The sequence below is a fragment of the Streptomyces sp. NPDC050610 genome (assembly GCF_040654875.1).
In the GTDB taxonomy this organism is placed as follows: Bacteria; Actinomycetota; Actinomycetes; order Streptomycetales; family Streptomycetaceae; genus Streptomyces.
The window spans coordinates 103,333-129,774 of the sequence record NZ_JBFAIV010000016.1 but is presented as its reverse complement, the minus strand read 5'-3'; the positions used below and the strand labels follow the sequence as shown (position 1 = coordinate 129,774).

Annotated in this window: 26 protein-coding genes and 2 pseudogenes; 13 read left to right on the top strand and 15 right to left on the bottom strand. The window is 70.9% G+C overall.

Annotated elements, in window-relative coordinates; all coding sequences use genetic code 11:
• Positions 1-87: 87 nt before the first annotated feature.
• From AB0I22_RS21030 to AB0I22_RS21015, 4 genes are all read left to right on the top strand, one after another.
• Positions 88-1,254, top strand: coding sequence for an acyl-CoA dehydrogenase family protein (locus AB0I22_RS21030; protein WP_363132346.1), 1,167 nt, complete (start codon positions 88-90; stop codon positions 1,252-1,254).
• 213 nt (positions 1,255-1,467) lie between these two features.
• A complete protein-coding gene (locus AB0I22_RS21025; protein ID WP_363132345.1) occupies positions 1,468-2,781 on the top strand; it encodes a CaiB/BaiF CoA-transferase family protein in 1,314 nt (437 codons plus the stop codon).
• A 99-nt stretch (positions 2,782-2,880) separates the two neighbouring features.
• Positions 2,881-3,096: a hypothetical protein gene (locus AB0I22_RS21020; RefSeq protein ID WP_363132414.1), complete on the top strand. Its 216-nt coding sequence runs from the start codon at positions 2,881-2,883 to the stop codon at positions 3,094-3,096.
• A gap of 124 nt (positions 3,097-3,220) precedes the next feature.
• The gene (locus tag AB0I22_RS21015) at positions 3,221-3,481 is read left to right on the top strand and encodes a DUF6059 family protein (RefSeq protein WP_363132344.1); all 261 of its coding nucleotides are present in this window, start codon (positions 3,221-3,223) and stop codon (positions 3,479-3,481) included.
• 150 nt (positions 3,482-3,631) lie between these two features.
• Here AB0I22_RS21015 and AB0I22_RS21010 read toward each other — a convergent pair whose 3' ends face one another.
• The 4 genes from AB0I22_RS21010 to AB0I22_RS20995 form a co-directional block, all read right to left on the bottom strand.
• Positions 3,632-4,015 carry a peptidase inhibitor family I36 protein gene (locus AB0I22_RS21010; protein WP_363132343.1) on the bottom strand — a complete coding sequence of 128 codons (384 nt, stop codon included), beginning with the start codon at positions 4,013-4,015 and terminating at the stop codon, positions 3,632-3,634.
• Positions 4,016-4,251: 236 nt separating this feature from the next.
• Positions 4,252-5,457, bottom strand: a complete 1,206-nt coding sequence (locus tag AB0I22_RS21005) for a cytochrome P450 (RefSeq protein ID WP_363132342.1) — start codon at positions 5,455-5,457, stop codon at positions 4,252-4,254.
• A 194-nt stretch (positions 5,458-5,651) separates the two neighbouring features.
• The gene (locus AB0I22_RS21000) at positions 5,652-6,827 is read right to left on the bottom strand and encodes an endonuclease/exonuclease/phosphatase family protein (protein ID WP_363132341.1); all 1,176 of its coding nucleotides are present in this window, start codon (positions 6,825-6,827) and stop codon (positions 5,652-5,654) included.
• Positions 6,828-6,874: 47 nt separating this feature from the next.
• The gene (locus AB0I22_RS20995) at positions 6,875-7,528 is read right to left on the bottom strand and encodes a D-alanyl-D-alanine carboxypeptidase family protein (RefSeq protein WP_363132340.1); all 654 of its coding nucleotides are present in this window, start codon (positions 7,526-7,528) and stop codon (positions 6,875-6,877) included.
• A gap of 87 nt (positions 7,529-7,615) precedes the next feature.
• Between AB0I22_RS20995 and AB0I22_RS20990 the strand changes: the two genes are divergently transcribed.
• Both AB0I22_RS20990 and AB0I22_RS20985 read left to right on the top strand, forming a co-directional pair.
• Positions 7,616-8,461 (top strand): response regulator transcription factor, encoded by an 846-nt coding sequence (locus tag AB0I22_RS20990; protein ID WP_363132339.1) that lies wholly within the window; start codon positions 7,616-7,618, stop codon positions 8,459-8,461.
• 10 nt (positions 8,462-8,471) lie between these two features.
• The gene (locus AB0I22_RS20985; RefSeq protein ID WP_363132338.1) at positions 8,472-9,587 is read left to right on the top strand and encodes a HAMP domain-containing sensor histidine kinase; all 1,116 of its coding nucleotides are present in this window, start codon (positions 8,472-8,474) and stop codon (positions 9,585-9,587) included.
• A 327-nt stretch (positions 9,588-9,914) separates the two neighbouring features.
• Here AB0I22_RS20985 and AB0I22_RS20980 read toward each other — a convergent pair whose 3' ends face one another.
• A complete protein-coding gene (locus tag AB0I22_RS20980) occupies positions 9,915-11,270 on the bottom strand; it encodes a hypothetical protein (RefSeq protein WP_363132337.1) in 1,356 nt (451 codons plus the stop codon).
• Positions 11,271-11,554: 284 nt separating this feature from the next.
• Here AB0I22_RS20980 and AB0I22_RS20975 point away from each other — a divergent pair, with 284 nt between their 5' ends.
• On the top strand, positions 11,555-12,829 hold the full coding sequence (locus AB0I22_RS20975; RefSeq protein ID WP_363132336.1) for a hypothetical protein: 1,275 nt from the start codon (positions 11,555-11,557) through the stop codon (positions 12,827-12,829).
• 160 nt (positions 12,830-12,989) lie between these two features.
• On the opposite strand, the gene AB0I22_RS20970 is transcribed toward AB0I22_RS20975, so the two are convergent.
• The 3 genes and pseudogenes from AB0I22_RS20970 to AB0I22_RS20960 all read right to left on the bottom strand — a co-directional run.
• Entirely contained in the window at positions 12,990-13,334 is a 345-nt protein-coding gene (locus tag AB0I22_RS20970; protein ID WP_363132335.1) for a hypothetical protein, read from the bottom strand.
• Positions 13,335-13,497: 163 nt separating this feature from the next.
• Entirely contained in the window at positions 13,498-14,199 is a 702-nt protein-coding gene (locus tag AB0I22_RS20965) for a methyltransferase (RefSeq protein ID WP_363132334.1), read from the bottom strand.
• Between the two features lie 128 nt (positions 14,200-14,327).
• Positions 14,328-15,101, bottom strand: a pseudogene (locus tag AB0I22_RS20960) (cyclase family protein); the annotation flags it as partial.
• A 316-nt stretch (positions 15,102-15,417) separates the two neighbouring features.
• Here AB0I22_RS20960 and AB0I22_RS20955 point away from each other — a divergent pair.
• On the top strand, positions 15,418-15,615 hold the full coding sequence (locus tag AB0I22_RS20955; protein WP_363132333.1) for a CsbD family protein: 198 nt from the start codon (positions 15,418-15,420) through the stop codon (positions 15,613-15,615).
• A gap of 103 nt (positions 15,616-15,718) precedes the next feature.
• On the opposite strand, the gene AB0I22_RS20950 is transcribed toward AB0I22_RS20955, so the two are convergent.
• The 4 genes and pseudogenes from AB0I22_RS20950 to AB0I22_RS20935 form a co-directional block, all read right to left on the bottom strand.
• Positions 15,719-16,579 (bottom strand): endo alpha-1,4 polygalactosaminidase, encoded by an 861-nt coding sequence (locus AB0I22_RS20950; protein ID WP_363132332.1) that lies wholly within the window; start codon positions 16,577-16,579, stop codon positions 15,719-15,721.
• 204 nt (positions 16,580-16,783) lie between these two features.
• A complete protein-coding gene (locus AB0I22_RS20945; protein WP_363132331.1) occupies positions 16,784-18,232 on the bottom strand; it encodes an MFS transporter in 1,449 nt (482 codons plus the stop codon).
• Positions 18,229-18,858 carry a helix-turn-helix domain-containing protein gene (locus AB0I22_RS20940; protein ID WP_363132330.1) on the bottom strand — a complete coding sequence of 210 codons (630 nt, stop codon included), beginning with the start codon at positions 18,856-18,858 and terminating at the stop codon, positions 18,229-18,231. The genes AB0I22_RS20945 and AB0I22_RS20940 overlap by 4 nt, the downstream gene beginning before the upstream one ends.
• A gap of 90 nt (positions 18,859-18,948) precedes the next feature.
• Positions 18,949-19,128: pseudogene (locus AB0I22_RS20935) on the bottom strand (helix-turn-helix domain-containing protein); the annotation flags it as partial.
• Positions 19,129-19,183: 55 nt separating this feature from the next.
• Between AB0I22_RS20935 and AB0I22_RS20930 the strand changes: the two are divergent.
• From AB0I22_RS20930 to AB0I22_RS20920, 3 genes are all read left to right on the top strand, one after another.
• Entirely contained in the window at positions 19,184-19,384 is a 201-nt protein-coding gene (locus tag AB0I22_RS20930; RefSeq protein WP_363132329.1) for a hypothetical protein, read from the top strand.
• Positions 19,385-19,617: 233 nt separating this feature from the next.
• Complete coding sequence (locus AB0I22_RS20925; RefSeq protein ID WP_363132328.1) at positions 19,618-20,043, top strand: hypothetical protein; 426 nt, start codon at positions 19,618-19,620, stop codon at positions 20,041-20,043.
• A gap of 223 nt (positions 20,044-20,266) precedes the next feature.
• Positions 20,267-21,226: a chlorophyllase gene (locus AB0I22_RS20920; RefSeq protein ID WP_363132327.1), complete on the top strand. Its 960-nt coding sequence runs from the start codon at positions 20,267-20,269 to the stop codon at positions 21,224-21,226.
• 39 nt (positions 21,227-21,265) lie between these two features.
• On the opposite strand, the gene AB0I22_RS20915 is transcribed toward AB0I22_RS20920, so the two are convergent.
• A complete protein-coding gene (locus AB0I22_RS20915; protein WP_363132326.1) occupies positions 21,266-22,717 on the bottom strand; it encodes an amidase in 1,452 nt (483 codons plus the stop codon).
• A 157-nt stretch (positions 22,718-22,874) separates the two neighbouring features.
• On the opposite strand from AB0I22_RS20915, the gene AB0I22_RS20910 reads away from it, so the two are divergent.
• Positions 22,875-23,501 (top strand): helix-turn-helix domain-containing protein, encoded by a 627-nt coding sequence (locus AB0I22_RS20910; RefSeq protein WP_363132325.1) that lies wholly within the window; start codon positions 22,875-22,877, stop codon positions 23,499-23,501.
• Positions 23,502-23,646: 145 nt separating this feature from the next.
• Here AB0I22_RS20910 and AB0I22_RS20905 read toward each other — a convergent pair whose 3' ends face one another.
• Together AB0I22_RS20905 and AB0I22_RS20900 are read right to left on the bottom strand one after the other, a co-directional pair.
• Positions 23,647-24,189, bottom strand: a complete 543-nt coding sequence (locus tag AB0I22_RS20905) for an HAD domain-containing protein (protein WP_363132413.1) — start codon at positions 24,187-24,189, stop codon at positions 23,647-23,649.
• Between the two features lie 128 nt (positions 24,190-24,317).
• Entirely contained in the window at positions 24,318-25,382 is a 1,065-nt protein-coding gene (locus tag AB0I22_RS20900) for an aminoglycoside phosphotransferase family protein (RefSeq protein ID WP_363132324.1), read from the bottom strand.
• Positions 25,383-25,631: 249 nt separating this feature from the next.
• Between AB0I22_RS20900 and AB0I22_RS20895 the strand changes: the two genes are divergently transcribed.
• A complete protein-coding gene (locus AB0I22_RS20895; protein WP_363132323.1) occupies positions 25,632-26,435 on the top strand; it encodes an acyl carrier protein in 804 nt (267 codons plus the stop codon).
• Positions 26,436-26,442 lie beyond the last annotated feature (7 nt).

The following is a 26,442-nucleotide window of genomic DNA, read 5'->3' as shown; positions in this document are numbered from 1 at the left end:
CACACCCGTACCTAGGTTCGTCCCTACTTACGAACTCGCGTTCTTATATAGGAACGATAGGAACGGCACGAGTGATCGGAGCGGCAGATGGATTTCGAACTCACCGAGCAGCAGCGGGACATCCAGGCCGGCGTCCGCGACCTGGCCCGGAGCTTCCCGCCCGAGTACTGGGCCGAGCGCGACCACCGCGGCGAGTTCCCCTGGAAGTTCTACGACGCCTTCGCCGCCGCCGGCTGGCTGGGCATCGCCGTCCCCGAGGAGTACGGCGGCGGCGGGCTCGGCGTGCTGGAGGCGGCGCTGCTGCTGGAGGAGGTGGCCGCCTCCGGCGCCGGCATGAACGGGTGCAGCACGATGCACCTGACGATCTTCGGACTCAACGTCCTGGCCCGGCACGGCGGCGAGGAACTGCGCCGCGCGGTGCTGCCGCACGCCGCCACCGGCGAACTGCACGTCTGCTTCGGGGTGACCGAACCGGACGCCGGGACCGACACCACCCGGATCTCCACCGTCGCCCGGCGCGACGGCGAGGACTACGTGATCGACGGCCGCAAGATATGGATCACCAAGGCCGGGGACGCGCAGAAGATGATCCTGCTCGCCCGTACGACCCCTCGCGACGAGGTGACCCGGCCCACCCAGGGGCTGTCGGTCTTCCTCGCCGACGTCGACCGCCGGGCCATGGACATCCGGCCGATCCCGAAGATGGGCCGCAACGCGGTGGCCTCCAACGAGATCTTCATCGACGGGCTCCGGGTGCCCGCGTCGGCCCGGATCGGCGAGGAGGGCGAAGGGTTCCGCTATCTGCTGGACGGCCTCAACCCGGAGCGCATCCTGCTCGCCCACGAGGCGCTGGGGCTCGGCCGAGCCGCCCTGGACGCCGCGACCCGCTACGCGAAGGAACGCGTCGTCTTCGACCGCCCCATCGGACAGAACCAGGGCATCGCCTTCCCGCTGGCCGAGGCCCTCACCCGGCTGGACGCCGCCCGCCTGATGGCCCGTCAGGCAGCCTGGCGCTACGACCGGGGGCTGACCTGCGGGCGCGAGGCGAACATGGCCAAGTGGCTCTGTGCGGACGCCGGTTTCCAGGCTGCGGACCGGGCGGTGCAGACGCTGGGCGGCATGGGGTACGCGCAGGAGTACCACGTGGAGCGCTACTTCCGGGAGTCCCGGCTGCTGCGGCTGGCGCCGGTCAGCCAGGAGATGGTACTCAACTACGTCTCGCAGCATGTGATGGGGCTGCCGCGCTCGTATTGATCCGCAGCTGTACTGGACCGCCCGTATCTGACGCGCCCCTCCCTGACCCGCCCGTACCTGACCCGCCCCTCCCTGACCTGCTCGTACTGATCCGACTGTGCCGGCCCCGTGCACAGATCGCCTCGTGCGGCTGCTGCCCGCGGCGGCAGGCCCCGCTCGTACCGCCAAGCTCGTACGGAACCGCCCTCGCCTCGCCCCGCCTCTGGAGGAACCATGCGCGCACTCGACGGCGTCACCATCGTCAGCCTGGAGCAGGCGGTGGCCGCCCCGATCGCCACCCGCCATCTCGCCGACCTCGGGGCCCGCGTCATCAAGATCGAACGGCCCGACGGCGGCGACTTCGCCCGCGGCTACGACGAGGCGGTGCGCGGCATTTCCTCGCACTTCGTCTGGCTCAACCGGGGCAAGGAGTCGGTCGCCCTGGACCTCAAGAGCGCGCGGGGCCGCGAGGCGCTGGGCGCCCTGCTGGCGCACGCCGACGTGTTCGTCCAGAACCTCGCACCCGGCGCCGCCGACCGGCTGGGCTTCGGGTCGGCCGCCCTGCGCGCCGCCCACCCCCGCCTGGTGGTCGTGGAGATGTCCGGCTACGGCAGCAGCGGCCCGCTGCGCGCCAAACGCGCGTACGACCTGCTCGTACAGGGCGAGACGGGCCTCGCCTCGGTGACCGGCACCGCGGGCGAGGCGGTGAAGACCGGCATCCCGGTGGCCGACATCGGGGCCGGCCTCTACGCCTTCTCCGCGGTCCTGGCGGCCCTGCTGCGCCGGGAGCGCGGCGGAGGCGGCGCGTGCGTGGAGGTGTCGATGTTCGACGCGATCGCCGAATGGATGGGGCACCCGCTCTACACCACCCTGCACACCGGGGCGCAGCCGCCGCGCGCCGCGCTGGGCCACCCCGCGATCGTCCCCTACGACGCGTACCCGACGGCGGACGGTACGGACGTACTGATCGGCGTGCAGAACGACCGGCAGTGGCGCGCCCTGGCCGCCGAGGTGCTCGGCCGCCCCGACCTGGCGGAGCACCCGGACTACGCCACCAACGTCGCGCGCTGCCGCCACCGCCCGGCCGTGGACGCCCTCATCGGCGAGGTGACCGCCCGGCTGACCGTGGCGGAGCTCGTACGGGCCCTCGACGACGCGGGCATCGGCAACGCCCGGCTGAACTCCGTGCACGGCCTGGCCGACCACCCCCAGCTGGCGGCCCGCGACCGGTGGCGCACGGTGGAGACCCCGGTCGGCCCCGTCGAGGCCGTGCTCCCGGCGATCACCTTCACCGACACGGAGGCGCGGATGGACGCCGTGCCGGCTCTGGGCGAGCACACCGAGGCGGTACTGGCCGAGTTCGGCATCGGCGCGGACGAAGCGCCGGTGTACGAAGCGCCGGTGTACACAGCGGCGTCGGCGGACGAGGCGTCGGTGCACACAGCGTCGGCGGACGAGGCGCCGGCGGAAGGGCGTTCGGCCGCAGCGAAATCGCCCGCAGAGGATTCCGCGGCAGAGGATTCGGAGGAAGAGGTTTCGGGGCGGTGAGCCCGATTCCGGTTATGGCGTCGTAGGCGCTTGACGACGCTCAGTAGTCAGCCTAGGTTGACGGCCGTGGATGAAGTGGACGGAGTGGATGAAGCAGAGGTGAACCGGCTCGTGGCCGCCGCGGCATCCGGCGGGATCCGGGAGGGGCTGGCCGCCGTGCGCCTGCTGCGCCGGCTCGTCGAGGAGATGGAGGCCCAGCAGGTGGACCGGGCCCGTGCGCTGGGCTGGGCCTGGGGCGACATCGCCGAACCGCTCGGCGTGTCCCGCCAGTCCGCCCACAAGAAGCACGCCCGGCGGCGGCGCCCGGCGGCGTGAGGAGACCGGCTCCGGCCCGCCGCGGTCTCTTCCAGGGCGTCGGCATACGACAACCTGACGCGTTTCCGCCGCCGTCCCACCCGGACACCATCCCGCCTCGACCGCCCCCTGGCACCCTTCGGCCATGCCCAACGCAGGGATCAGACACCGCGTGGCCGCCCGACTTCTGCGTCCCCTGTGGCGTCCTCTGTGGGACGGCCTGGTCGCCTTCGGCACGCTGCACGCGACCGGCCAACTGCCCCCGCCCGTACGGCCCGAGGCGCATCCCCTGGCCGGTCCGCCGCCGGGCCACCCCGAGCGGCTACGGGCCGACGTGCCGCTGACCGCCCAGGAACGCCGCCTCGCGGGCAGTCTCCCGCCGCTGACCTGGCCCGACGAGGTCTGAGGGACGGACCCAGGGCGTGAGACACGCGATGCGCCCCCGTTCAGGTGTCGGACACCTGAACGGGGGCGCGCATCACACGCCGAGCGGCACCTGTCCTCTACGGGCCGCCGAAGCGATCCGGTACCGGCGGGGCCGGAGCCCGAACTCGGGTCAGCAGGACTGTACGGAGCTGATCTCGCTGGCGATGCCGGGGTCGAGATCGATGGCCGCGCCGTCGGGGATGAGCTGGGCCTGGTTCCCGTACCCGGCGTCCCGGTACAGGCACCAGTTGCCGCCGGAGATGTTCTTCACCGAGTACACGTGGTCGTTGAGGTTGCCGGCCACGCCGCCGAGGTCGTAGACGCCCTCCGAGAGCGACAGGTGACTCCCGCCGCCCTGCGCGTCGTGGTAGATGCAGAACTCCGACGAGTCGCACGGCCACTGGGACGGGTCCGCGCTGGCCGTGCCCGGCGCCGCGAACATCGCGGCGGCCCCGGCGAGCGCCGCCGCGACGACGGCGATACGGCTGCGGCTGCGGTTGTTGCGGATGCTCATGGTGTTTCTTCCCTTCTGATGAGGGAGCCTTTCTCCCCGTTACCGGCGGCGCGTGGATCGTTCCCTGTCGCGCCACCCGCATAAGCATCGTTACACCGCAGAAGCCGCAAGGGAGCCTCAGAGGTCTCAGGTCGGTCAGGCATCCACATCCGTGCGGGAGTTGGTAGCGGGCGCCCGCCAGGGAGCCGGATATCCGGATGAGGGGCCCGGTCCGATGGAACCGGAAGAGGGCCCCGTTACCAGCGGACGGGCAGGTTGCGCAGCCCGCGCAGCAGGCTCGGACGCCACTCGGGAGCGTCGGCCGTCTCGTCGAGGGCGAGGTCGGGGAAGCGGCTGAGGAGCGCGGGCAGGGCGATGGCCGTTTCGAGGCGGGCGAGGGGCGCGCCGAGGCAGTGGTGGATGCCGTGGCTGAACGCGATCTGCGCGCGGTTGACGGCGGGGTCGCGGTGGATGTCGAAGCGGTCCGGGTCGGCGAACCGGTCGGGGTCGCGGTTGGCGGCGGCGAGCCCGAGAACGACGCGTTCGCCCTGGTCGAGGGCGGTACCGGCCAGCGTCATGGGTTCGGCGTTGTAGCGGTAGGCGGCGATCTGCGCGGGGGGCTCGTAGCGCAGGGCCTCCTCGACCGTGCCGTCCACGAGGGCGGGGTCGGCGCGCAGCGCGGCGAGCTGGTCGGGGTGGCGCAGGAGGTGGTGGACGGCGCTGGATATGAGATTGGCGGTGGTCTCGTGCCCGGCGACGAGCAACAGGAAGGCCATGCCGAGGAGTTCCTCGGGGGTGAGGTGGTCGTCCTGGTCGTGGGTGCGTACGAGCGCGTGCAGCAGGTCGCCGTCCTCGTCCGGGGCCTGGCGGCGCTTGTCCTCGATGAGGCCGGTGAGGTAACCGGTCATGGCGACCGCCGCGGCGCCGGCCTTCTCCGCGTCGGCGACGGCGACGATGTCGCTGGACCAGCCGCGGAAGGCGGCGCGGTCGGCGGCCGGGACGCCGAGGAGCTCGCTGATGACGGTGATGGGCAGCGGGAAGGCGTAGTCGTTCACGAGATCCGCGCGGTCGGCCCGGTCGGCGGTCATGTCGTCGAGGAGCTCGGCGCAGATGTGCTCGATGCGCGGACGCAGGTGCGCGATGCGGCGGGCGGTGAACTCGCGGGCGACGAGGGTGCGGAGCCGGGTGTGGTCGGGCGGGTCGGTCTGGAGCATGTTGAGGCCGATCGCGTAGCCGCCGTCGTCGTCGAACTCGGCCGAGTGCCGGATGTCGTTGCGCAGCCGCGGGTCGGCGAGGGCGGTGCGTACGGCGTCGTACCCGAGGACCAGCCGGACCGTCTCGCCGCCGGGCATCTTCACCCGGTGCACCGGGCCCTGCGCGCGCAGGGCCCGGTAGGCGGGGTGGGGGTCGGTGAGGAAACCGGGAAAGGCCGTGGTCAGTTCGGTGATGGGCTCGATACGCATGCTGGCTCCCAAACATTTGGGGACTGGTCCCCGTTTACGTTCGGCGAGCGTACCAAGAAGCGGGGAGCGCTCCACGCTTGAGGGGGGCGGGGCGTGGGGCGGGGGTACCGGAGGTACGCCTGGGCGCGCTCTGATTCCGCGAGGGCAGATCCCGCAGGAAGCGCGGGACGGGCCCGCAGGCCCTCGCGCGAGGTTCACCAGCTGATCCCGGCCGCCACCGGCAAGTGGTCGCTGCCGGTGGCCGGCAGCACCCACGAGCTCTTCGGCCGCACGCCCCGGACCAGGATCTGATCGATCCGCGCCACCGGGAACTCCGCCGGCCAGCTGAAGCCGAACCCGCCCCCGGCCATGTCCTGGGCCGAACGCAGCCGCGAGGCGATGCCGGCCAGCGCGCGGTCGTCCATGGTGCCGTTCATGTCGCCGAGCAGCACCACCCGCGCGTTCCGCTCGGCGGCGACGGCCTCGGCGAGCGCCTTCGCGTTGCGGTCCCGGCTGTCCGTCCAGAACCCGTTCCCGGGAAACAGGCGTACGGAGCCCAGGTGGGCCACATACACCGCCAGCGGACCCCGGTCCGTGGCCACCGTGGCGCGCAGCGCCCGCGTGCCGGCCACCCTGGCGCCGACCGGCTTGGTGGCCGCCAGCGGTCCGTAGTCCATTTGGGTGTCGACCGGCCGGATGCCCGACAGCGGCGACTTGCTCCACAGCCCGACCGTGCCCTGCACTGTGTGGTACGGATACGCCCTCGCCAGAGCCTTCTCGTACACCGGCTTCGCCTGCGCGGTGATCTCCTCCAGGGCCAGCAGACCGGCGCCGGAGGCGGCCAGGTCGCGGGCCGTACCGGCCGGGTCGGGGTTGGCGGCGTCGACGTTGTGGCTGACCACGGTGAGGTCGCTGCCCGGGTGCGCCTTGTCGGTGAGCAGCCCGCCGAAGAGGTCCAGCCACACCACGACCGGCAGCAGCAGCGCGACCGCCGCGGAGGCCGAGCGGCGCCACAGCGCCCCGGCCAGCAGCAATGGGACGAACAGGCCGAACCACGGAAGGAAGGTCTCCACCAGGCTGCCGAGACCCCAGCGGCCCGTCAGCCGCGCGTGCAGCAGCATGAGCAGGCCCAGCAGCAGCGCCGACGCCGCGAGCACCAGGCCGCGCTTCCACGGCCCTGACCGGGAGCCGGAGGGGGCCGAGCGGGATGGGGCCGAGCCGGATGGGGCGCCCCCTGCTCCGGCGAAGCCGAGAGTCCGGAAGAGGACCGCCCGGCGGATGACCGCGCGTCGGCCGCCGGAGCCGGAGCCGGAGCCGGAGTCGGAGTCGGAGCCGGAGTCCCGACGGCCCGCCGCGCGCCGTTCGGTCTCCGGCGTGTCCGCCCGAACCATGGCCTGTCCCCGATTTCGTTCTTGTTCTCGTTCTCGTTCTTCGACGGTCACGGCCGCATCCTCGGGTCCCGGGTGGGGTCGGCGTACATCCGCGGGCAGCCGTGTGTGCTCGCCTCGGGGCGCAGTTCGTAGTGCCAGGGTTCGTTGCGGTAGATCTGGCACAGCCCGTACTCGGCGCCGTGCCGGGAGAGCCACTCCGTGGCACGGGAGTGTCCGACGTCGACCGCGTCCCCCGACACGTGAGGAGACGTCGCCGCGGTGGCCACCCATCGGGCCGCCTCGTCTTCGGACCCGTACTTCGCGACTGCCTCGCGCAGAAGCTGATTCTGGTATTCCGGGGACCGCCAGCCACTGTTGACGTAGAACCCGTCGCCCCCGGCCGCTGCCGCGGCCCGGCGGAGAGCCTTGAGCAGCCCCGGATCGAGGTTGGCCACAGCGGGCACCCGGTCGTCGAAGACGGTCACGTCGTCGGGGACGACGCCGTCGGCTTCGCCGGGCACACCACGGTGCTCACCGCGTGGCGCACGCTGTGCTGCGGCTGAGGAGGACAAGGCGGACAGAGAGGCCGAGGTGGACGACGACTTCAGCGTGTGGAATCCGAGGGCCGCGGCGGTCACCGCTGTGACGAATGCCAGGCCGATCGCTACGAGCCACCGAATGCGGCGGTTCCTCGTCCGTGCTGATAGCGGGGTTCGATGCATACCGCCAGCCAAGGCGGCGCCGCGTTGCCGGCACGTATCCGGATTTCGATACGCCGGCGATATGCGCCGACTCGTAGTCTCGATGACATGCGCGTGCTGATCGTCGAGGACGAACCCTTCATGGCGGAAGCCATCCGCGACGGCCTGCGCCTGGAGGCGATCGCGGCCGACATCGCGGGCGACGGCAGCACCGCTCTGGAACTGCTGAGCGTCAACGCCTACGACATCGCCGTCCTCGACCGCGACATCCCCGGACCCTCCGGTGACGAGATCGCCAAGGGCATCGTCGCCTCCGGCAGCGGCATGCCGATCCTCATGCTCACCGCGGCCGACCGGCTCGACGACAAGGCATCCGGGTTCGAGCTCGGCGCCGACGACTACCTCACGAAACCCTTCGAACTCCAAGAGCTCGTGCTCCGGCTCAGAGCGCTCGACCGCAGGCGCGCCCACAACAGGCCGCCCGTGCGGGAGATCGCGGGTCTGCGCCTCGATCCGTTCCGCAGAGAGGTCTACCGGGACGGTCGTTACGTCGCACTGACCAGGAAGCAGTTCGCCGTGCTCGAAGTCCTCGTCTCCGCCGAAGGCGGTGTCGTCAGCGCCGAGGAACTCCTGGAGCGGGCGTGGGACGAGAACGCCGATCCGTTCACCAACGCCGTGCGCATCACGGTCTCGGCCCTGCGCAAACGGCTCGGCGAACCCTGGATCATCGCCACCGTGCCGGGCGTCGGCTACCGCATCGACGTGCACTCGGACGCGCGATCAGACGTGCAGTCGGGCGCGCAGCCGTACGCGCAGCCGGACGTGAAATCAGACGAGCAATCAGACGAGCAACCAGATGTGCGACCGGACGCGAGATCAGACATCGAACAGCCAAGGACCGGATCAGACATCGCGCGACCAGGGGCCGAACGCCGGGGAGGAGAGCGTGGATAGGGCGCCAGGTGTGAGCGTGCGCGTCAAACTCACCCTCAGCTACGCCGCGTTCCTCATGGTCGCGGGCGGCTTGCTGCTCGCCGCCGTATGGGTGTTCCTCCTCCAGTACGTACCCGACGACTGGAACCGCCGACTCCTCCACGAGAATCCCAACCGCCAACTCCTCCTGCACACCTTCGTCCCGGCGGCGGCCGTGGTGATGGTGTTCCTGCTGCTGTTCGGCCTCCTCGGGGGATGGCTCCTCGCCGGCCGCATGCTCGCCCCCCTCGCCCGCATCACGGACGCCACGCGCACGGCCACGTACGGATCGCTCTCCCACCGCATCCGGCTGCCGGGCCGCAAGGACGAGTTCCGCGAACTCGCCGACGCCTTCGACGCGATGCTCGCGCGGCTCGAAGCGCACGTCGCCGAACAGCGGCGGTTCGCGGCCAACGCCTCGCACGAGCTGCGCACCCCGCTGGCGATCTCGAAGACCCTTCTCGACGTGGCCCGCGCCGACCCCGGCCACGACACCGGCGATGTCATCGACCGCCTCCACGCCGTCAACACCCGGGCGATCGACCTCACCGAGGCGCTGCTCCTGCTGAGCCGCGCCGGCCGGCGGTCCTTTCCCCGAGAACCCGTCGACCTGTCCCTCCTGGCCGAAGAAGCCACCGAAACGCTCCTTCCCCTCGCGGGGAAGCGCGGCGTCACCATCGAGACCGGAGGTGACCTCGCCCCCACGATCGGATCGCAAGCGCTCCTGCTGCAGCTGACCACGAACCTCGTGCACAACGCGATCGTCCACAATCTGCCGGAGCAGGGCGCCGTGTGGGTCGATACCGCGGTCCGTTCCCGGGCCGTGCTGCTCACGGTCGAGAACACCGGCGAGCAGGTCGCCCCGCACCGGGCCGCGACACTCACCGAACCGTTCCAGCGCGGCACCGAGCGCGTGCACAGCACCGGCCACACGGGCGTCGGCCTCGGGCTGGCCATCGTCGAGACCATCACCCAGGCGCACGACGGCGTCCTCACCCTCACTCCGCGCTCCGCCGGCGGGCTCCGGGTCACCGTGGAACTGCCCGCGCCAGCCCCGGACGCCGACAGCCGGCAGGTGAGGAACCAGATCCGCGATTCCGGCGCCTGAGAAAAAAGACGCCGGCGGCCTCCGTGTCGGAGACCGCCGGTCGATGCGGCGTTCAGGCAGGCCCTGGGAGACGGCGGTGTGCCGTGCCCGCGCGGCGCGACCCATATGTACCGCGAGGCGGCCGTCAGCTCAGGACTGAGGACGGCTACCGTGGTTGGCGCCGTTCTTGCGGCGGGCCTTCTTCTTGCGGCGTCGCTTCGAGGACATGCCGCCTCCTTTCAGGGTTGGTTTCAGCCAGTTTTCACCCTTTCATATCGATATCCGTCGCGTCGATTCGACAAGGGCCGCCCCGCCCGGTCCGCCCGCGCGGCAGGGCCCACGGAGAGGTCAGGGCCGCCACACCACGGCGTGGTGCGTACCCGGCAGATACGTGTAAAGAGGGGTACGGATAGATACCCCCGCGATGGTGCCGCCCGAGTTGACGAACAGCGCCGAGCTGTACGGATCGGAGGGCGCGCTCCCCAGGTCGATGGCGGTGCCGTCGGGGGCCCAGCGCATGCCGCGCTTGTTCTCACGGCTCGGATTGCCGTCCCAGGCGTCCCCGACGACGGTGCCTGCGTCGTTGACCTGGGCGCCGGTGCCGTGGCCGCTCAGGCCGCCCGGCAGGGCCAGCGGGGCCGCCGTGCCGTCCGGGGCCCAGCGCACAGCGGTCTGCCGGACCGATATGTCGAGGCGCCGGGAGCCGGCCATGATGCCCTGGGCGCTGATCGACGTGGCGCCGGCGTTCAGCCCCAAGTCCGTTACGGAGCCGTCGGCGCCCCACTTGACGGCGTGCGGCTCGCTCCGGCCCGCCGGGTGGGCCTTGAAGGCCTGACCGATGACGGTGCCCGAATCGTTGATGCCGACCGCGACGCCGGCGTCATGCTGCGGCCACGTCGCGCGGACGAGAGCGCCGAGGTCGGTGGCGACGCCGGTGGAACTCCACTTCACCGCGTGCCGCGCCGAGAGGCCGCCGTTCCAGGAGTACCCGACGACCTCGCCCGCGCTGTTCATGCCCGTGGGTGCGCTGTGGGTGTCGCCGGGCAGGGCGGGCAGGGGGAGGAGCGTGCCGTCCGGTTCCCACACCACGCCGTGGCCTTCGTCGGGCGAGGCTTCGCCGGTCCAGGAGGACCCCGCGACGGCGCCCGCGTCGTTGAGGGCGGCGGGCCGCGAAGCCGTGTCGCCGGGCAGGGGCGCGAGCGGCGTGACGTCGCCGTCGCCGTCCCAGCGCACCGCGTGCCCCTGCCGCGCGGACTGCGAGGTCCCCGCGGACCAGGAGTACCCCGCGGTCGTGCCGGCGGCGTTGATCTCGGTGGCCCTGCCGTACAGGTCGCCGGGCGCGGGCGGCAGCGCGGTGATGCTGTTGTCGGGGGCCCAACGCACCGCGCGATCCCGGTAGTTGGCCGGGTAGATGCCATCGGGGGGCGTCGAGTACCCCGAGATGGCGCCCTCCGCGTTCAGCCCTGTCGGTTCGCTGTACCAGTCGCCGGGCAGGAACGGCAGCGCTGTGAGCGCGGGTGCGGGCGGCGGGTCGGCGACGGCTGACGGCGCCGCCGTCACGAGCAGGGAGGTGGCCGCGAGGAAGACGGCGGCGGTGACGCCGCGCGTGCGGCGGCGGTGGCGCGCTCCGTACGGAACGTGGGGTGGCGTGGAATCGCCGGGTCTCGATAATTCGTCGTCCCGGCCGGCCATACGTGTGATCACGGTTTCTCCAGGGGGAGATGTGAAGGGGGAGAGCGACCGGGCGATAGTAAGGGCGAGGGGATTGTTCCGCGCATGTCTCGCTCGTGATCGTTAGTTGCTGTTGCTGTTGCTGTTGCTGTTGCTGTTGCTGCCGCTGTTGCTGCCGCTGTTGCTGCCGCTGCCGCTGCCGTCGCCATCGCCGGTCCCATGCGGCAAGCCACTGCCCCGCCCCGCGGCCGCTTTCTGCGCGCAGTCGGGCGAAAACCTTTTGCATCATTACCCTCTCCCGACAAAAATCACCTTTGATGACGAACGAACTCGAACAGGCCCGTCAGCTCCTCGACGCCGGGGACATTCCGGGGACCGTACGGGCCCTGCGCCCCCTCGCCGAAACGGCCCCGCTCCGCGACCTCGCCGAAGTAGTGCGGCGGTTGTCCTCGGCGGCAGGCTTCGACGACCTCGCGAAGGCGGCGAAGCGCCTGGCGAAGAAGCCCGAAAACCCGCAGGCGCTCTACGACTTCGGCTACGGGTGCGTCGAACGCGGCGTGTCCTTCCTGGCCGTCCCCGCCCTGCGCCAGGCGCTGCGGCACGTCCCCGAGTCGAGCGCTCTGCGCGTCGAACTGGTCTCGGCCCTGGAGCGCGACCACCGCCACACGGAAGCGGTCGCCGTCCTCACGGAGCACGAAGCCGAACTGCGCCCCTGGCCCGAGGGCTACCTCCTGGTCTTCAACTCCCTGCTGGCCGGCGACCTTTCCCGAGCCCGCGACGCCGCTGCCCGGCTCCCGGCCCCCGACGACGACCAGTGGGAATGGGCCCACGACCGAGTGCGGAGCATGCTGCGCCGGGCCGCACTCGCGGCGACGGCAGGCCCGCTCGACGGCAGGGACCTGCGCGGCTGGCACTACACCCTGACCGGCGGCTACCTGGGCGCCCTCTCGCCGTACGGCTTCGCGGCGGGCATGACCGGCCGCTACGCCTACCTCCAGGACACCGTCGAGCAGTGCCGCGCCGGCCTCGACCGGCTGGCCTCGGCCCTCGACACCACCGGTCTGAAGCCGCGCACGGTCTCCCTGCTGCCGGGCCGGGCCCACCACATCCTGGGCCTCGCCGCCGCCGAGGTGCTCGGCCTGCCCGCCGAGCCGTACGCGCCCGGCCGTACGGACACGGTCGTCGTCGCCTACGACCTCGGCGCCCTCGACGACGAGGTGGCCGTCACCCTCCGCGAGCGCGTGGACGGGCAGGTCCTCTACGAACACGCGACCCGCTGGACGGACCCGCCGCTCGCCAACGCCGACATGAGCGCTCTGCTCTGCCAGTTCGTCGTCGAGCCCTGGGGGCCGAAGCTGCGGCACGGTGAGAACGGTACGGAGGAAGTGCCCGCCGACACCCGGTCGGAAGCGGAGCTGGCGGCCGAGATCGTACGAGCCGATCCGGCCCCCGATCCGGGGGACGGGGAGACGCCTCCCGATCCCGATGAGGCGTTCGCCGCGTTCGTGGCGGTTACGGCGGACGGCTGGCTGACCGGTACCCGCATCCGGCTCGGCTCGCCCGGACCCGTCGGCAGTTCGCGCTTCGACTGAGCGGCGCGGTCGAGCGCTCCTCCCGAACGCCCGAATATCCGGATGATCCGTCTGATATCTGAATTGACAGATCTCGGCGGTACGGGCTCCAGGAACGGCCGTGGCCCCGGTACACGTCACCGGGGCCACGGCCGCGTTCACCCGAGCGGTGGGCAGGGGCTCAGCAGGTGACGACCTTGCCGTACGAGCCGCGGCCCCAGTGCCATTGCCACTGCTCACCGTTCTGGTACGTCAGGCACCGCGAGTCGGGGCCCCAGTCGATGACGACCTTCAGGTGCATCGCCCGGCCGCAATTGTTCGTGACCTTCACGTACTTCTTGTGCTTGATGACGTCCCGCTTGACGCAGGACGGGGCGGTGCCCGCGATTTTGGTGGCGGAGGACTCACGGGCCGTGCCGGCAGCGGCGGTATACGCGGCGGCGGTGGCGGCGGGAGCGAGGGCCAGGCCGTTGCCCAGCAGGAACGCGGCCATCAGGCCGACGGCGGCGGGCTTGCGGAACTTCACAGTGCGGAATTCCCTTCCTCGGTGATCCCGGGCGGTCCGTGCGTCGCGAGGACGGCCCGAGGCCGGCCCCGACGAACCGGCGCAGGCAAGGTTCGCCGACGCTCGGCGCCTTCGCGCCGGAACGCCTGTCAAGAGACACGATGGGATGACAGCGCCCGCGGTCTCACGGCCGATGCCGGGCCGGGGTGAGTTCCAAGAGCTGGAATTCCACGGTCATGTGCAGCTCGCGCACCTCGGAGCGGAGGGTGGAGAGCGTGAGCCCGTACGTATCGCACAACTGCCGGAGAAGCTCGTGGTTGCCGACGTCGCTGAAACCGAGCAGGAGCCGGCCGTCGGGTGCCAGATGGGCCGGTGCCTCGGCGAGGAAGCGCCGGTGCGCGGCGTATCCGGGATCGAAGAACGCGTGGTGGAGCATGGTGTCGAGGGAGAAGTCTGCGGGGGGCTCCACGTAGTTGGAGTTCCAGAAGATGACGTCGAACACCACGTCCGGCGGCAGCGCGTCGAACAGGTCGCTGTGCAGGACGGTGACCCGGTCGGACACGTCGTGACGGCACGCGTTGGCGCGGGTGTTCTCGACGGCGGCGGGGTTGATGTCCAGGGCGACGACGCGGCGGCAGCCCTGCAACGCCGCCCAGACGGCCGTGACTCCGGTGCCGGAGCCCACCTCCAGGAAGGCGCCGTCGGGCGGATAGGGGAGCCAGGTGGTGAACATGGCCGTAACCGGGGTGAACTCGGGGGAGAAGACGCCGGGGAAGACGTCCCATTTCTTGCGCAGGGCGGTGAAGGTGTGGGGCTCGCGCGTGGTGTGCTCCTGATGGCGGCGCAGCAGTTCGCGGCTGCGCTCCATCCCCGGGTCGTCGCTCACCCGCGCTCTCGCCGTCCGCCGCCGGGGGTGTCCGGTCCGGCCGGCGTTTCGACCGGCGCCCCGGCTTGTGCTCCGGACGGAGTTTCGGCTGGTGCCCCGGCGGCCGATTCGACCGGCGCGTCGGCCCGTGCCCCGGCGGGCGTTTCCACCAGCGCGAGGACGCGGGCCGGGCTGCCGGAGCCGCCGACGAGGGGCAGCGGCGCGGCCAGCACCATCGAACCCGTGATGGGGAGGCGGTCCAGGTTGCGGAGCTGCGTGAGCCCGTATTTCCCCGCGCCGAGAAGGTGCCAGTGGCAGGGGAACGGCCGGTCGGCGAAGGACGCGGCCGCTCCCGCGTCGATGCCGACGGTCTCCACGCCGATGCCCAGTACTGACGTCTCCTCGGCCAGCCAGCGGGCGCATTCGGGGCCGATGCCGGGGCTGTGGCCTGCGTTGAGGAACCGGTGGGGGTCGTCAGCGCGGGCGTCCCAGCCCGTTCGGAAGAGCAGCCAGCCGTGCTCGGGCAGCGGGCCGTGCCGTTCGATCCAGCCGTCGAGGTCTTCGCGGGTGAGCAGGTAGTCGGGGTCCGCGGCGGCCTGGGCGCGGAAGTCGAGTACGGCCGCGGGCCCCAGCAGCCGGGCCGGCGGCACGGACGCGACGTCGTCGAGATCGCGACCGGAGAGCCAGTGGACGGGGGCGTCGAAGTGGGTGCCGGTGTGTTCGGAGAGCCGGATGTTGTTCCAGTAGAACTCCGGCCCGTTCGCGTCGTACCGGCTGATCAGCTCCCTTTCGAACGGCCGCGCCTGGCCCAGTTCGGGCGGCAGCTCGATGACGGGGGTGTGCTCGCTCAGCGGGGTGGTGAGGTCGACGATCTCCACCGCACCGTTCAGGAGCGCCGATGCCAGGGGGTCCAGCATGCCCATGTTCATGCCTTCCAGTCAGGTTGCTGAGTCATGCCCCGGATGCCGGGATGGTGCACCTGCCGGGCCACATGGTCGATACATCGACCGCGGTGCGCCCGTAGGCCGCCGGGCGCGCCCCGAACAGCGGCGATCTTGCTCACAACGCCGGGCGCGGCCGGTTGGACGGCGGATATCCGGGCACCCGCACCTGCGCACCCCCGAAAAGGTGTGAACAGCAGATATCGCAGCGACTCATGACACAAGCCCCCGATGGACCACATAGGGCCGTTTGTACTACTTTAGGTCCGTCAGTGATCCCGACCGTGAGGAGTCTCCCGTGGGTGACAGCAGCGCCATGGACAAGATCAAGGGCAAGGCCAAGGAAGCCGTCGGAAACGCCACCGGCAACGAGCGCATGAAGTCCGAAGGCAAGACCGACCAGGCCAAGGGCAAGGCCAAGGGCGCGGTCGACGAGGTGAAGGACCGCGCCGACGGCGTGAAGGACTCGTTGAGCGGCGAACGCGACGACTCCTGAACAACGGATGAACGGACGAGGGGCGCTGCCGCACGGCAGCGCCCCTCGTCCGCGACTCACCCCATGTAAGGCACAAAAGCCGCTCGATCAGCGGCGCGCTCTATCAGCAGCGCTTGGAGACGTAACCCTTCTTACCGGCGGGAGACACATCCCGGTCGCGCAGGTTGACGGACAGCTTCTTGCCCCAGGCCTTGCACGCCTCCGTGAAATCCTTCTGCTTGTACTCGATGGCGAAGACCCTGCCGTTGTAGGCGGAGAGGAAGGACGGGCACTCCTTGTAGTGCGCGCATTCCTCGGCGACGGCGAAGTCGAAGCCGATCTCGCCGCGCTTGTCGAGGAGATCGGTGGTGTTCTTCTGGGCGATGGCCAGGCCCTTGTCGTGCGCCCGGTGGGCCAGAAGCTTGGCGAAAGCCGCGGCGTCCTCAACGCTGAGCAGGTCGTCGGAGCGCTCGTAGGAGTCGAGGTTGTCGGGTTCCACGGCGTCGAAGCCGGAGTCGGCGCAGCCGTCGATCCAGGGGCCGACGATGTCGAGGAGGTCCTGGCGCTTCTCAGGGGTGGAGATATCGAGGAGCGGTTCTTCCCAGGGGCCGTCCACGACCAGTTCTCCGTCGGAGTCGCGCAGGAGAAGGTCGTCGTGGTTGTCCTTCCACCAGTCGATCGCGTCGCCGGGTTGAGTCTGGTACGCGTTGACGTAGCAGACGTTGTACAGACCGGCGGCCGGTTTGGCCGTACGGTCACGGGAAACCGCCCGCACGCCGTCCGGCGGCGTGTACGGTCCGCCGATCTGGTAGTCGAAGGAGGCGTTGGCCTGCGGCAGGCGGATTCCGTCGCCGCTGGACTCCGTGGACACGCTCTTCTCGGCGGCCTTCGAGGGCTCGTCGGGAGCGGGCTTGGACGCGCCGATGGAGCAGCCGGTGATGAGCGCCAGGGACAGAGCCAGGGTTCCGGTGGACCGGATGGACATGGGAAGCACGTGCTCAGCTTTCCACAATGATCGTTCAGATTCGAACATAAGCTGTGTGATCTCGACTTCGCGGCGGTGTCCCTCCGGCTCCGCCGCCACGCACTCCGGGGCCCGCGATCGTTGCCGGGCGACGCCGAACTTGCCGGTCAGGGGCGCTCCTCTGGGTGGTTCCGGGCCCGCTCGGCGGACCCGGAACGCGGCTGTCTAGCCAGGGGATGACGTCGGTTCGGGCACCGGGCCCTGCGAACCGTTCGATTCTGGCCGCGTCCGACGGCGGGACGTCGGCAGATCCCGGGACCGTCGGATCGGCGAGAAGAGCAGGATCAGCGCGGCCAGCGGGATGCCCGCCGTGGTGATCCACATCGCGGCGCGGAGGCCGAGCGCCGTGCCGAGCGCGCCGCCCAGCAGCGCTCCGAGAGGGATCGTTCCGTAGTTGAGGAACGAGGTGGTCGCCGTGAGCCGGCCCAGCAGCTCGGGCGGACAGTAGCGCTGCTGGAAGCTCGCCTTGACGACGTTGCCGGCCACGACGCCGGCCGAGACGCAGAACCCGCCCGCCACGAAGAACAGCACTCCGACGCCGTCCGTGGTCAGCGGGATGAGCAGGGCGAAGAGAGCGAGCCCCAGCTCGAACAGGAGCGTCGCGCGGGCCGTACCGACCCGCACGGCGACCCGGCGCGCGGCGAAGGCCCCCGCGACGCCCCCGGCGCCGGCCGCCGCGACGAGTGCGCCGACGGCTCCGGAGGACAGCCCGACGGTCTTGACCAGGAAGACGACATTGATCGACTGGTACCCCATGAGGGCGAGGTTGGAAGCCGAGCCGAAGAGCGTCAGCGTACGGAGCCAGGGGTCGCCCGCGACCAGCCGCAGCCCCTCCGCGAGCTCACCGACCAGGGCACCGCGGGACCGCTCCGACGCGGTGGCGGCCCCCGTCGGCTCGGTACCGGATACCGGCTCGGTACCGGATACCGGCTCGGTACCGGATATCGGCTCGGTACCGGGCGTCGACCCGGCGCCGCGTGCCGGCTCGATGCCGCGTAGCGGTCTGGCGGCGGTGCGCGGCTCCGCGTGCCGGATGCCGGACAGGCAGAGGAGGGACACGAGGAACGTCGCGGCGTTGGCGAACATCCCGTTGACCGCTCCCGCGAACTGCGCGATGACACCGCCGGAACTGAGCCCGGCGATCTGCGCGGCGGAAGCGCTGCCGTGCAGCTTGGCGTTGCCTTCGGGCTGGTCAACCGGTTCCAGAAGGGTGGCGAGATAGGCGGTGTAGGCGGTCTGGAAGAACACCGCCGCCGTACCGGTCAGCAGCGCCACGGCCAGCAGCAGACCGAAGCTCAGCAGGCCCGCGCCCACCGCGACCGGGACGGCGGCGAACAGGACGAAGGAGACCGCGGCGGCGGCCAGCATGATCGGCCGGCGCCGCATCCGGTCCACCCACACGCCGACCGGCAGGCCGATGACCAGCCACGGAGCCCAGCCGGCGGCGGTCAGCAGCCCGATCTCGAACGTGCTGGCGTGCAGAACGGACACGGCGATCAGCGGCATCGCCACCTTGGTGACGGACGCCCCGAACTTGCCGGCCGTCTCGCCGCACCACAGCAGCCGGAAGTCGCGGTGCCGCCGCAGAAGGCCGCCGCGTACGGCCGCGTTCACGCGGAGCCGCGCTCATGGCGGGGGAAGGACTGGAGCTGTACGACCACGGGCAGCGCGCCCGGCTCGGGTACGGCGTCCGGGGCGGGGGTGTGGCGGGCGACGACGGCCATCAGCTCCGCGTTGAGCGCCGCCAGTCGGCCGGGCGTCATGCGCAGGTCCGGCCAGTCGGCAATGGTGCCGGCGTTCCGCCAGGCGTCGTCCCACTCCTCGCTGATGTAGTTCGTGACGCGGCTGAAGTACTGCTGCACGAGTTCGTGGAGGTAGACCGACAACGCGCCCCGGGAGTCCGGCTCGTCGCGGAAGTCGGCCGTGTTCAGCTCGTTCGTGGCGTCGGCCCGCCGCCACCAGCGCTCGCGCTTCGTGCCGCGCCCGGTCTCCTCCTCGATGAACCCGTGCTCGGCGAGGTGGCGCAGGTGCCAGCTCACCGTCCCGGTGTTCTGCCCGACGCGTGCGGAGAGCCCGGTGGCGGTGGCGGGGCCGTCCAGGCTCAGCAGTTCGAAGATCTGCATCCGCAGGGGGTGAGCGAGTCCGCGCAGACTGTGGGCGTCGAGGCGCCGGGTGGGCTTGAGGGGGTGCGGCGTGACGTCGTCTCTGGGCTCTTCGGATGCGGGGGTTTCGGAAGGCATGGCGGGACAGTACGTATTGCAGAGACTCCTCTGCAAAGGATTATCTGCAGAGGAGCCTCTGCGAATTCCGTAGGGGAGCGGAGCCCGGGGTCAGTGGCCGCCCGCGCCCGGATGTGCTCCCTGCGGAGCCCCCTGGTCAGCGCCTTGGAAGGCTGTGCGGTAGGCGTGCGGGCTGGTGCCGACGACGCGCTTGAAGCGTTCCCGGAAGGCGGTGGGGGAGCCGAACCCGACCTGGCCCGCGATGCGGTCGACCGGATGGGCGGTCGTCTCCCTGGCCCTCCTGTTGCTCAACCTGGTGACGGTGCACTGGCCGACGGTGTCCTCCGTGACGGGGCCCGTGCACGGCTGCTCCTACCTGTTCGTCATCCTCGCCACCGCCAGGCATGCCCAGGGCACAGGACGGCTGACGGCGCTCGCGCTGATCCCCGGCGTCGGCGGCCTGTTGGTCCTGCGGCGACTCGCCCGCGTCCGGCCTTCCACGGCGGAGAGACCGCTCCGGTCGGTACCGCAAGGACCGGAGCGGTGACTGGTGAATTGTTCTGTCGACTGGCGAAGTCGGCTTTGAGGTAGGAGTGTTCGGCGTTGTCGGATATCTGGATTTCTCCGGCTGTGAGTGCTGAATTGCGGTACGGACGGAATCGGTGAGTACGCCGCCGATCGTTTTCCGCCAGACATTGTGGAGTCATTTATTCCGTCACTGACGGCTGCCTAGGGTCAAGATCTTCAAGTAGCTCGCACGGTTAACCAGAGGAGTGCAACGTGCGTACACGTGGACGCGTCACCGTTATGGCAGCCCTGTTCTCCGCTCTCTCCCTGACGGCCTTCGCGCAATCGGCGGTGGCCGCATCGCCCGCGCCCCAGCCGGCGGACAAGACGTCTCCCTGGCAGGTATCCCAGGGCAGCGCTTCGGCCAGTGGCACCCATACGAACAAGCCCCTCGTCTTCTTTCAGCGGATTACCGTCGAGGGCGAGTTCAAGAACACCGGATCGGGCTGTTCCACGCTGTGGTTCCAGTGGGGTGACGAGAGCGGCGCCAGCTTTGAGAAGTCCGCCAGTTCGTGCGGTCCCGGCACCGTTCCCGTCAAGGCTCAGGCTGATGTTCCGGTGTCGGGGAACAGTTTTGTCTATATCTGCAAGGGCACCGAGGACGTCAAGGACTGCGGCTCGCGCGTCCTGATCAGCTGACGTCGGTGCTCCTCGACCGCCAGTAGGCGGGCGGGGCGGTTGCCGGGGGGCGCCTGTGCGTAGGCGCCCCCTCGTGACCGTTGACGAATCGGAGCGGTGTTCCGTATAGTAATCGGAACGACGATCCGGTTTTGGTGCACCCGAAGCCGGCCACTCTGGCTGCCTCACCCGCCGCCGGCCGAACGAGACCGGCGGCAGAGGCCATTGAATGGACAGGCGAATCATGAGTGAACCGACCCGCCGCACCGACGCCCTCAGCTCGCCCGCACCCGTCCTCTCGGTCAGCCCTGTGGTTCTGCCGGCTCCCGACCGGGCCGTGGATCTGGAGATGCGGGTCTCCGCGCCCGTGACCGGGGACGACCTGCCGGTCGTCCTCCTCTCGCACGGTCAGGGGTATTCGAACCACCTCTCCTCGTTGAACGGCTACGCACCACTCGCCAACTACTGGGCGGCGCACGGCTTCGTGGTGATCCAGCCCACCCACCTCAGTTCCAGGTCGCTGAGCCTGGACCCCGCAACCCCCGGAGCGCCTCTGCACTGGCGGTCGCGGGCCGAGGACATGAAGCGCATCCTCGACCAGCTCGACGCGGTCGAGGCCGCGGTCCCGCAGCTCCGCGGGCGGCTGGACCGGGGGAGGGTCGCCGTGGCCGGGCACTCGATGGGCGGGCACACCGCGAGCCTGCTGCTGGGCGCCCGGCTCACCGATCCGGACGACGGAGCCGAGGTGAACCTGTCCGAGCCCCGCATCAAGGCCGGCGTCCTGCTCGCCGCGCCCGGCAGGGGCGGCGACGCCCTCGACGAGTCCGTGGCCGAGAGCCTCCCCTTCTTGCTGACCACGGACTTCTCCGAGATGGCGACACCCGCCCTCGTGGTCGCCGGGGACAAGGACGACTCGGCCCACCTCACGGGCAACGGCCCGAACTGGCACGCCGACCCGTACTCCCTCGCCCCCGGGCCCAAGACGCTCCTCACCCTGTTCGGCGGGGAGCACGGGCTCGGCGGCGTCGCCGGCTACGACGTCGCCGAGACGACGGACGAGAGCCCCGGGCGAGTCGCCGCGGTCCAGCGGCTCACCTGGGCGTACCTCCGCACCGAGCTCTACCCTGGGGACTCCGCCTGGAAGTCGGCGTGCGACGCGCTGACGTCCGGCCCCGACCCGTTCGGCCGGGTCGAATCCAAGTAGAGCCGGGCCGAACCCGGGCGAGCGGACGGCCGCGGTACCTCAGTCGTCCGTGTGGTTCCCCGCCCACACGGCGGGGATGCGCCCCGACCACGGGCTTGCCTGTTCCAGTTGTCCGGCGAGGCGGAAGAGACGGTCCTCGCGCCCGTAACCGGCAGCGAACTGCATGCCGATCGGGAGCCCCGTAGCGGCGTCCGCCGTCAGCGGCACGGACATGGCGGGCGTGCCGGCCAGATTGAACGCCATGGTGAACGGCGAGCGGTCGTTGAGGCGCTCGATCCAGCCGAGGCCGTCCAGCGCACCGGTGTCCTCGGCGTACGCGCCCAGGCGCATGGGAAGCTCCGGCACGGTCGGGGTGAGCAGTATGTCGTGCACGTCGAAGTGGTGCGCCAGGCTTCGGGCGACCCGGTTCCGGACCGCGAGAGCGGCGACGATGTCGGCGCCGCCGACCCGCTGCCCGTAGCTATAGCCGGCCAGGGTCTCCGCCTCAAGGGTCGAGGAGTCGATCGGCCGGCCGAACGCGGCGGCCAGCTCGTCGACCGAGGCCGTGAGATTCGCCGTCATCAGACGGGCGTTGGCCAGGACGAACTCCTCCCAGCCAACCCCGAGGTCCACCTCAACCTCCTCGACCCGGTGGCCGAGGGATTCGAGCAGTCGCACGGTACGGGCGAGGGCCTCGGCCACCGGCGCGGTGGTGCGGCGCCCGCCCCACGCCTGAGGGAGGACACCGATCCGCAGCGAGCCCGGGGAGCGGGTGACCTCCTGCGCGTAAGGCCGGTGCGGCTCCTGGGCGAAGTAGGGGTCGCCCGCCTCCGGGCCGCGGATCTGGTCGAGCAGCGCGGCGCTGTCGCGAACCGTGCGGCTGACGCCGCCCTGCACGGCCAAACCGCTGAACACCTCGTCGGCGTCAGGGCCCATGGAGATCCGGCCGCGGGTGGGCTTCAGTCCGAAGAGACCGTTGTAGGCGGCGGGGATGCGGATCGAGCCCGCGGCGTCGGTGCCATGGGCGAGCGGTACCACCCCGGCGGCGACCGCCGCCCCCGCGCCCCCGCTGGACCCGCCCGCGCTCCGCTCCAGGTCCCACGGGTTGCGGGTCGGCCCGTACAGCACGGGTTCCGTCGTGATGCTGTAGGCCATCTCCGGCGTCGTGGTGCGCCCGAACGTCACGAGGCCGGCGCGGCGGAAGCGCCGCATCAGGAAGGAGTCTCCGCCGGAGACGTGGCCGGCGGCCAACCGGCTGCCCATCTCCATCCGCCTCCCGGCCATGGCGACCGCGAGATCCTTGATCAGGAAGGGGACCCCGGCCAGCGGCGCGCTGCCGGGGGCGGGCTCGTCGTCGGTCGGCCAGGTCTCCACGATGGCGTTGATCCGCGGATTGACCGCCTGCGCGGCCTCGCGTGCGGCTGCCTCCAGTTCGGCGGGGGTCACCTCGCCGGTCGCCACCAGCTCCGCGAGCCCGATCGCGTCGAAGCGTACGTACTCGGCAACTTTCACTGTCACTCCTCAGGGGAACGGATGATACCGATTGGTCCTCAACGATACCGAACGGTATCGGCTGGGACGGACTGGTACCGTAGCAGCAGCTGAGGGAACCCACAGCCGACCCACCGACCTACTGACCAACCGCCCTACCGGACGTCACGGAGCAGTCATGGCATCGACCGAGAGAAGGCCGAGCAGGGTGGCGAAACTGCCGCCTCGTGAGCGCATCCTCGACGCGGCGGAAGAGCTCTTCCAGAGCGAGGGCATCCGGCGGGTGGGCGTCCAGGCGATCGCCGAGAAGGCCGAGACCACCAAAATGGCGATCTACCGGCACTTCGACACCAAGGACACGCTGGTCGCGGAGTGGCTGCGGATCGTCGCCGCCGACTACCAGGCGGCCTTCGACCGGGTCGAGGCCGAATACTCCGGCCGCCCCGAGGAGCAGATCCTGGGCCTGGCCCGCTTCATCGCCGAGGGCCTGCCGGCGATCTCGCACCGGGGCTGCCCGTTCATCAACTCCCTGGCCGAACTGCCCGACCGCTCCCACCCCGCACGCCAGGTGATCGAGCAGCACAAGGCCCACCAGGCCCGCAGACTGCTCGCCATGTGCACCGAGGCCGGCCTGTCCGACCCCGAGCAGGCCACGGCCGAGATCACCTTCCTACTCGAAGGCGCGCAGGTCAGCACGCAGAACGGGAGCATCGACCAGGCGGGGGACCGGCTGATGAGAATCGTGGAGGCGATCGTCGACCGGCACCGCTCCGCGACGGGCGCGCCTGGTGCGACGGCCGGGTGAACGCTCCGTACGCGTCCGTACGCATCCGTACCCGAGTTCACCGGAGCGTTTCGCGCGACCTCAACGGGCCGTCATGCGAAGGGCGGTGAAGACGCCGCCCGCGCGAACGGAATCGCGAACGGAATACGGTGACCGGGCCCACGGTTCACGGACCAGGCCGGTCGACGGCCGCGGCCGCTCGTAGCCACTTTTCGAGGGCTGAGAAGTCGCCGTCCGCCATGCCTCGGCGAGGGTCCACGGGGTGCAGGAGGGCTTGCCCCGGGCAGCGCTCCTCGACCCAGGCGAGGTCACGATCGGTGATTTCGTCGTCGACCCAGGCGAACGGGCGCCCGGCCGCCCAGTTGAGAAGGGTGCGGGTCTTCCAGTGGAGCCCGTCACGCCCGTCCTCCGCGGAGGGGTCCGGCCATGCCACCACGGGCAACTCCGGCAGGCCGAGCCACGGGGCGAGGCACGTATTGGCGTCGTCCATCCACGTCGTGGCCCATACCAGCTCGCACGGCAACGCCGTCAGCCGTGGCCCATGAGCCGGATCGACCCTGGTGATCAGCGGATTCGCGTCGACTCCGCGCGGCACGTGCCGCCCTGCCTCGTAGGTCGGGTACCCGTTCGGCAACTGTTGCCGCGTCGCCCCGAAGGGAATGAGGGGGCCGTCGACGTCGAGAAAGAGGAGGGGCAGCGCGGAATCGATCACGACAGAACGCTAGTCGCCGTCAGGCTCACACATCGAGGACCGGCGGCCGAGGGGGCAGTCGTCGCGCCCTCGGCGCACCGGGGAGCCGACCGTGATTCCGTCGCGGCCGCGAGGGCGACCGGCCGCTACGGGCGTTCCGCCGGGACCGGTCGGAGGGCGGGCCAGCGGGTGAGCATGCGGTGGCGCATTTCGGCGGTGAGGGTGCTCACGCGGGTGAGAGAGGCGTGGGCGGCGGTCATGTGGCTGACGACGCCGAGTCGGTGGGCCAGCCGTTGCCGGGCTGTCGCGGTGCCCCACTCCCAGTCCTGGTGCGGGAGCCGGGCCAGGTGGTCGGCGCCTTCGCGGTGGGCGCGCTCGACGAGGGCGTCGCCGCGGAGCAGCCAGCCGGTGCACGCGTCGGCGAGGTCGCCCTCGGGCGCGGAGCCCGTCGCGGTGCGCCAGGCCGCGCGGTACGCGCGCTCCGCGCGTTCCAGCAGCGGCACGGACGCCGAAGTGACGCACCAGCAGGTCGGGAAGCCGATGCGCGGATAGGCCAGTTCCATCAGGCCGTTGCCCAGCGACGCCTGCTCGAAGTCGATGAATTTGACGCCCGTAGCGGTGTGCAGGTCGTTTCCGGGACACGGGTCCCCGTGGAGCAGGGCATGGCCGGGCGCCTGGGCGAGACGGGACACGAGGTCCTGGAGTTCATCCGAAACGCCAAGGGGGACAGGGGCCTTGAGGGTTTTCGCCAGTTCAAGGAAGGAGTTGATGTCCGCCTGGCCGGGGCCTCGCCACCGGGGGAGTGCCGCCGCGTCGTCCGGGCGGGCGGTGGCGTGCAGCCGCGCCAACGCGGTCGCGTAGCCGACGAGCCAGTCCGCGGACGGGGTCCGGTGCTCCAGATGTTCCAGTACGAGCATCCGCTCCTCGGGGTCCGTGGCCAGCAGCGTGGGCGCCACGGGGATCTCGGCGCGGGCGGCGATGCGGTGAGCGGCGACCTCACGGGCGTACCGCTCGTCGGCGCCGGGGCCCTCGACGAGCTGCTTGACCACCACCGAAACAGCCGAAGTGTCCGATGCTCCCAATGTGCCGGGCGTTCGCGGGAGTTCGACGTGCCACACGCGTGAACGGGGGCTGCTTTCCAATCCGCGAGAGCGCTTGGGCGTACCCAGCATGGCCCGCAACCCGTCCCCGAACACCAGTCGTGATCCCATGAGGGGGCATCCTTCCACGCGTCCGTCGCCGACGAGGATTGCCGCGCACCTCAATTGGCGCGAGCGGAGGCAGCGCCCTCGGCGGATTGCTCCGTTCACATGACGTCGCGCAACCCGCAGAAGACCAGCAGACAACCAGTCGTTGAACAGCCCATGCACTCCCTGTGGCCCCTACAACCGCAGGCGGCACTCCGCATGTCGAAGCACGTGCCGGAACCACCGGCGACCGACAACACCAGCGGAGCCCATGTGAATACGCGTATACCGCTCGCCCGGCTGGCCACCGCCGCCGTGCTCGCCATGGCCACCACCGCCATCGGCATGCCGGCCGCCCACGCGGCCCGCGCCGCCGAGCCGGAGGACGCCTTCAAGGTCACCCTCTCCAGCAGCGCCGCGACGACCGACTTCACGCACCGCACCGTCGACCTCACCGGAACGGTGACCCGTGCCGACGGCGCCCCCGTCGCCGACGTACCGGTCCAACTGAGCCAGAACGTCACGTTCGAGACCTGGAACCCGTGGGGCGACCCCATCGACCCGACCGAGCGGGAGTCCCGCGGCCTGGGCACCCTCCGCACCGACGCCAAGGGGCGGTTCGCGCTCTCCGGCGTGCCCGCGGACCGCTGGGAGAAGAAGGACAGCAAGTTTCCGATCGCCAGTCACGAAGTGGAATTCCGGGCGGCGTACGACCCCGGTGACCCCGACGACGGGCACTTCTTCTTCGCCGACACCTCGGTGACCGTCCAGCCGGTCGCCAGCACCCTCAGCTACAAGGTCGACAAGACCAAGGTGCACCCCGGCGACACCCTCACCGTCACCGGCAAGGTCGCCTGGCCCGCCGGGCACGGGCCGGTCAAGGGCGCCCGCGTGCTGCTGCGGACGTACTACGAGACCGAGTCCAACGCGCAGACCACCGCCGACGCGAACGGCAATTTCACCGTCCGCGCCAAGATCCGGAAAGACGACCACGACTTCGTCCTCTTCTCCGCGCCCAAGGACTACTACATCGCGGGAGCGACCAAGGAACTCCCGGTCAAGAACGTCCCCCGCTGACGCGCCC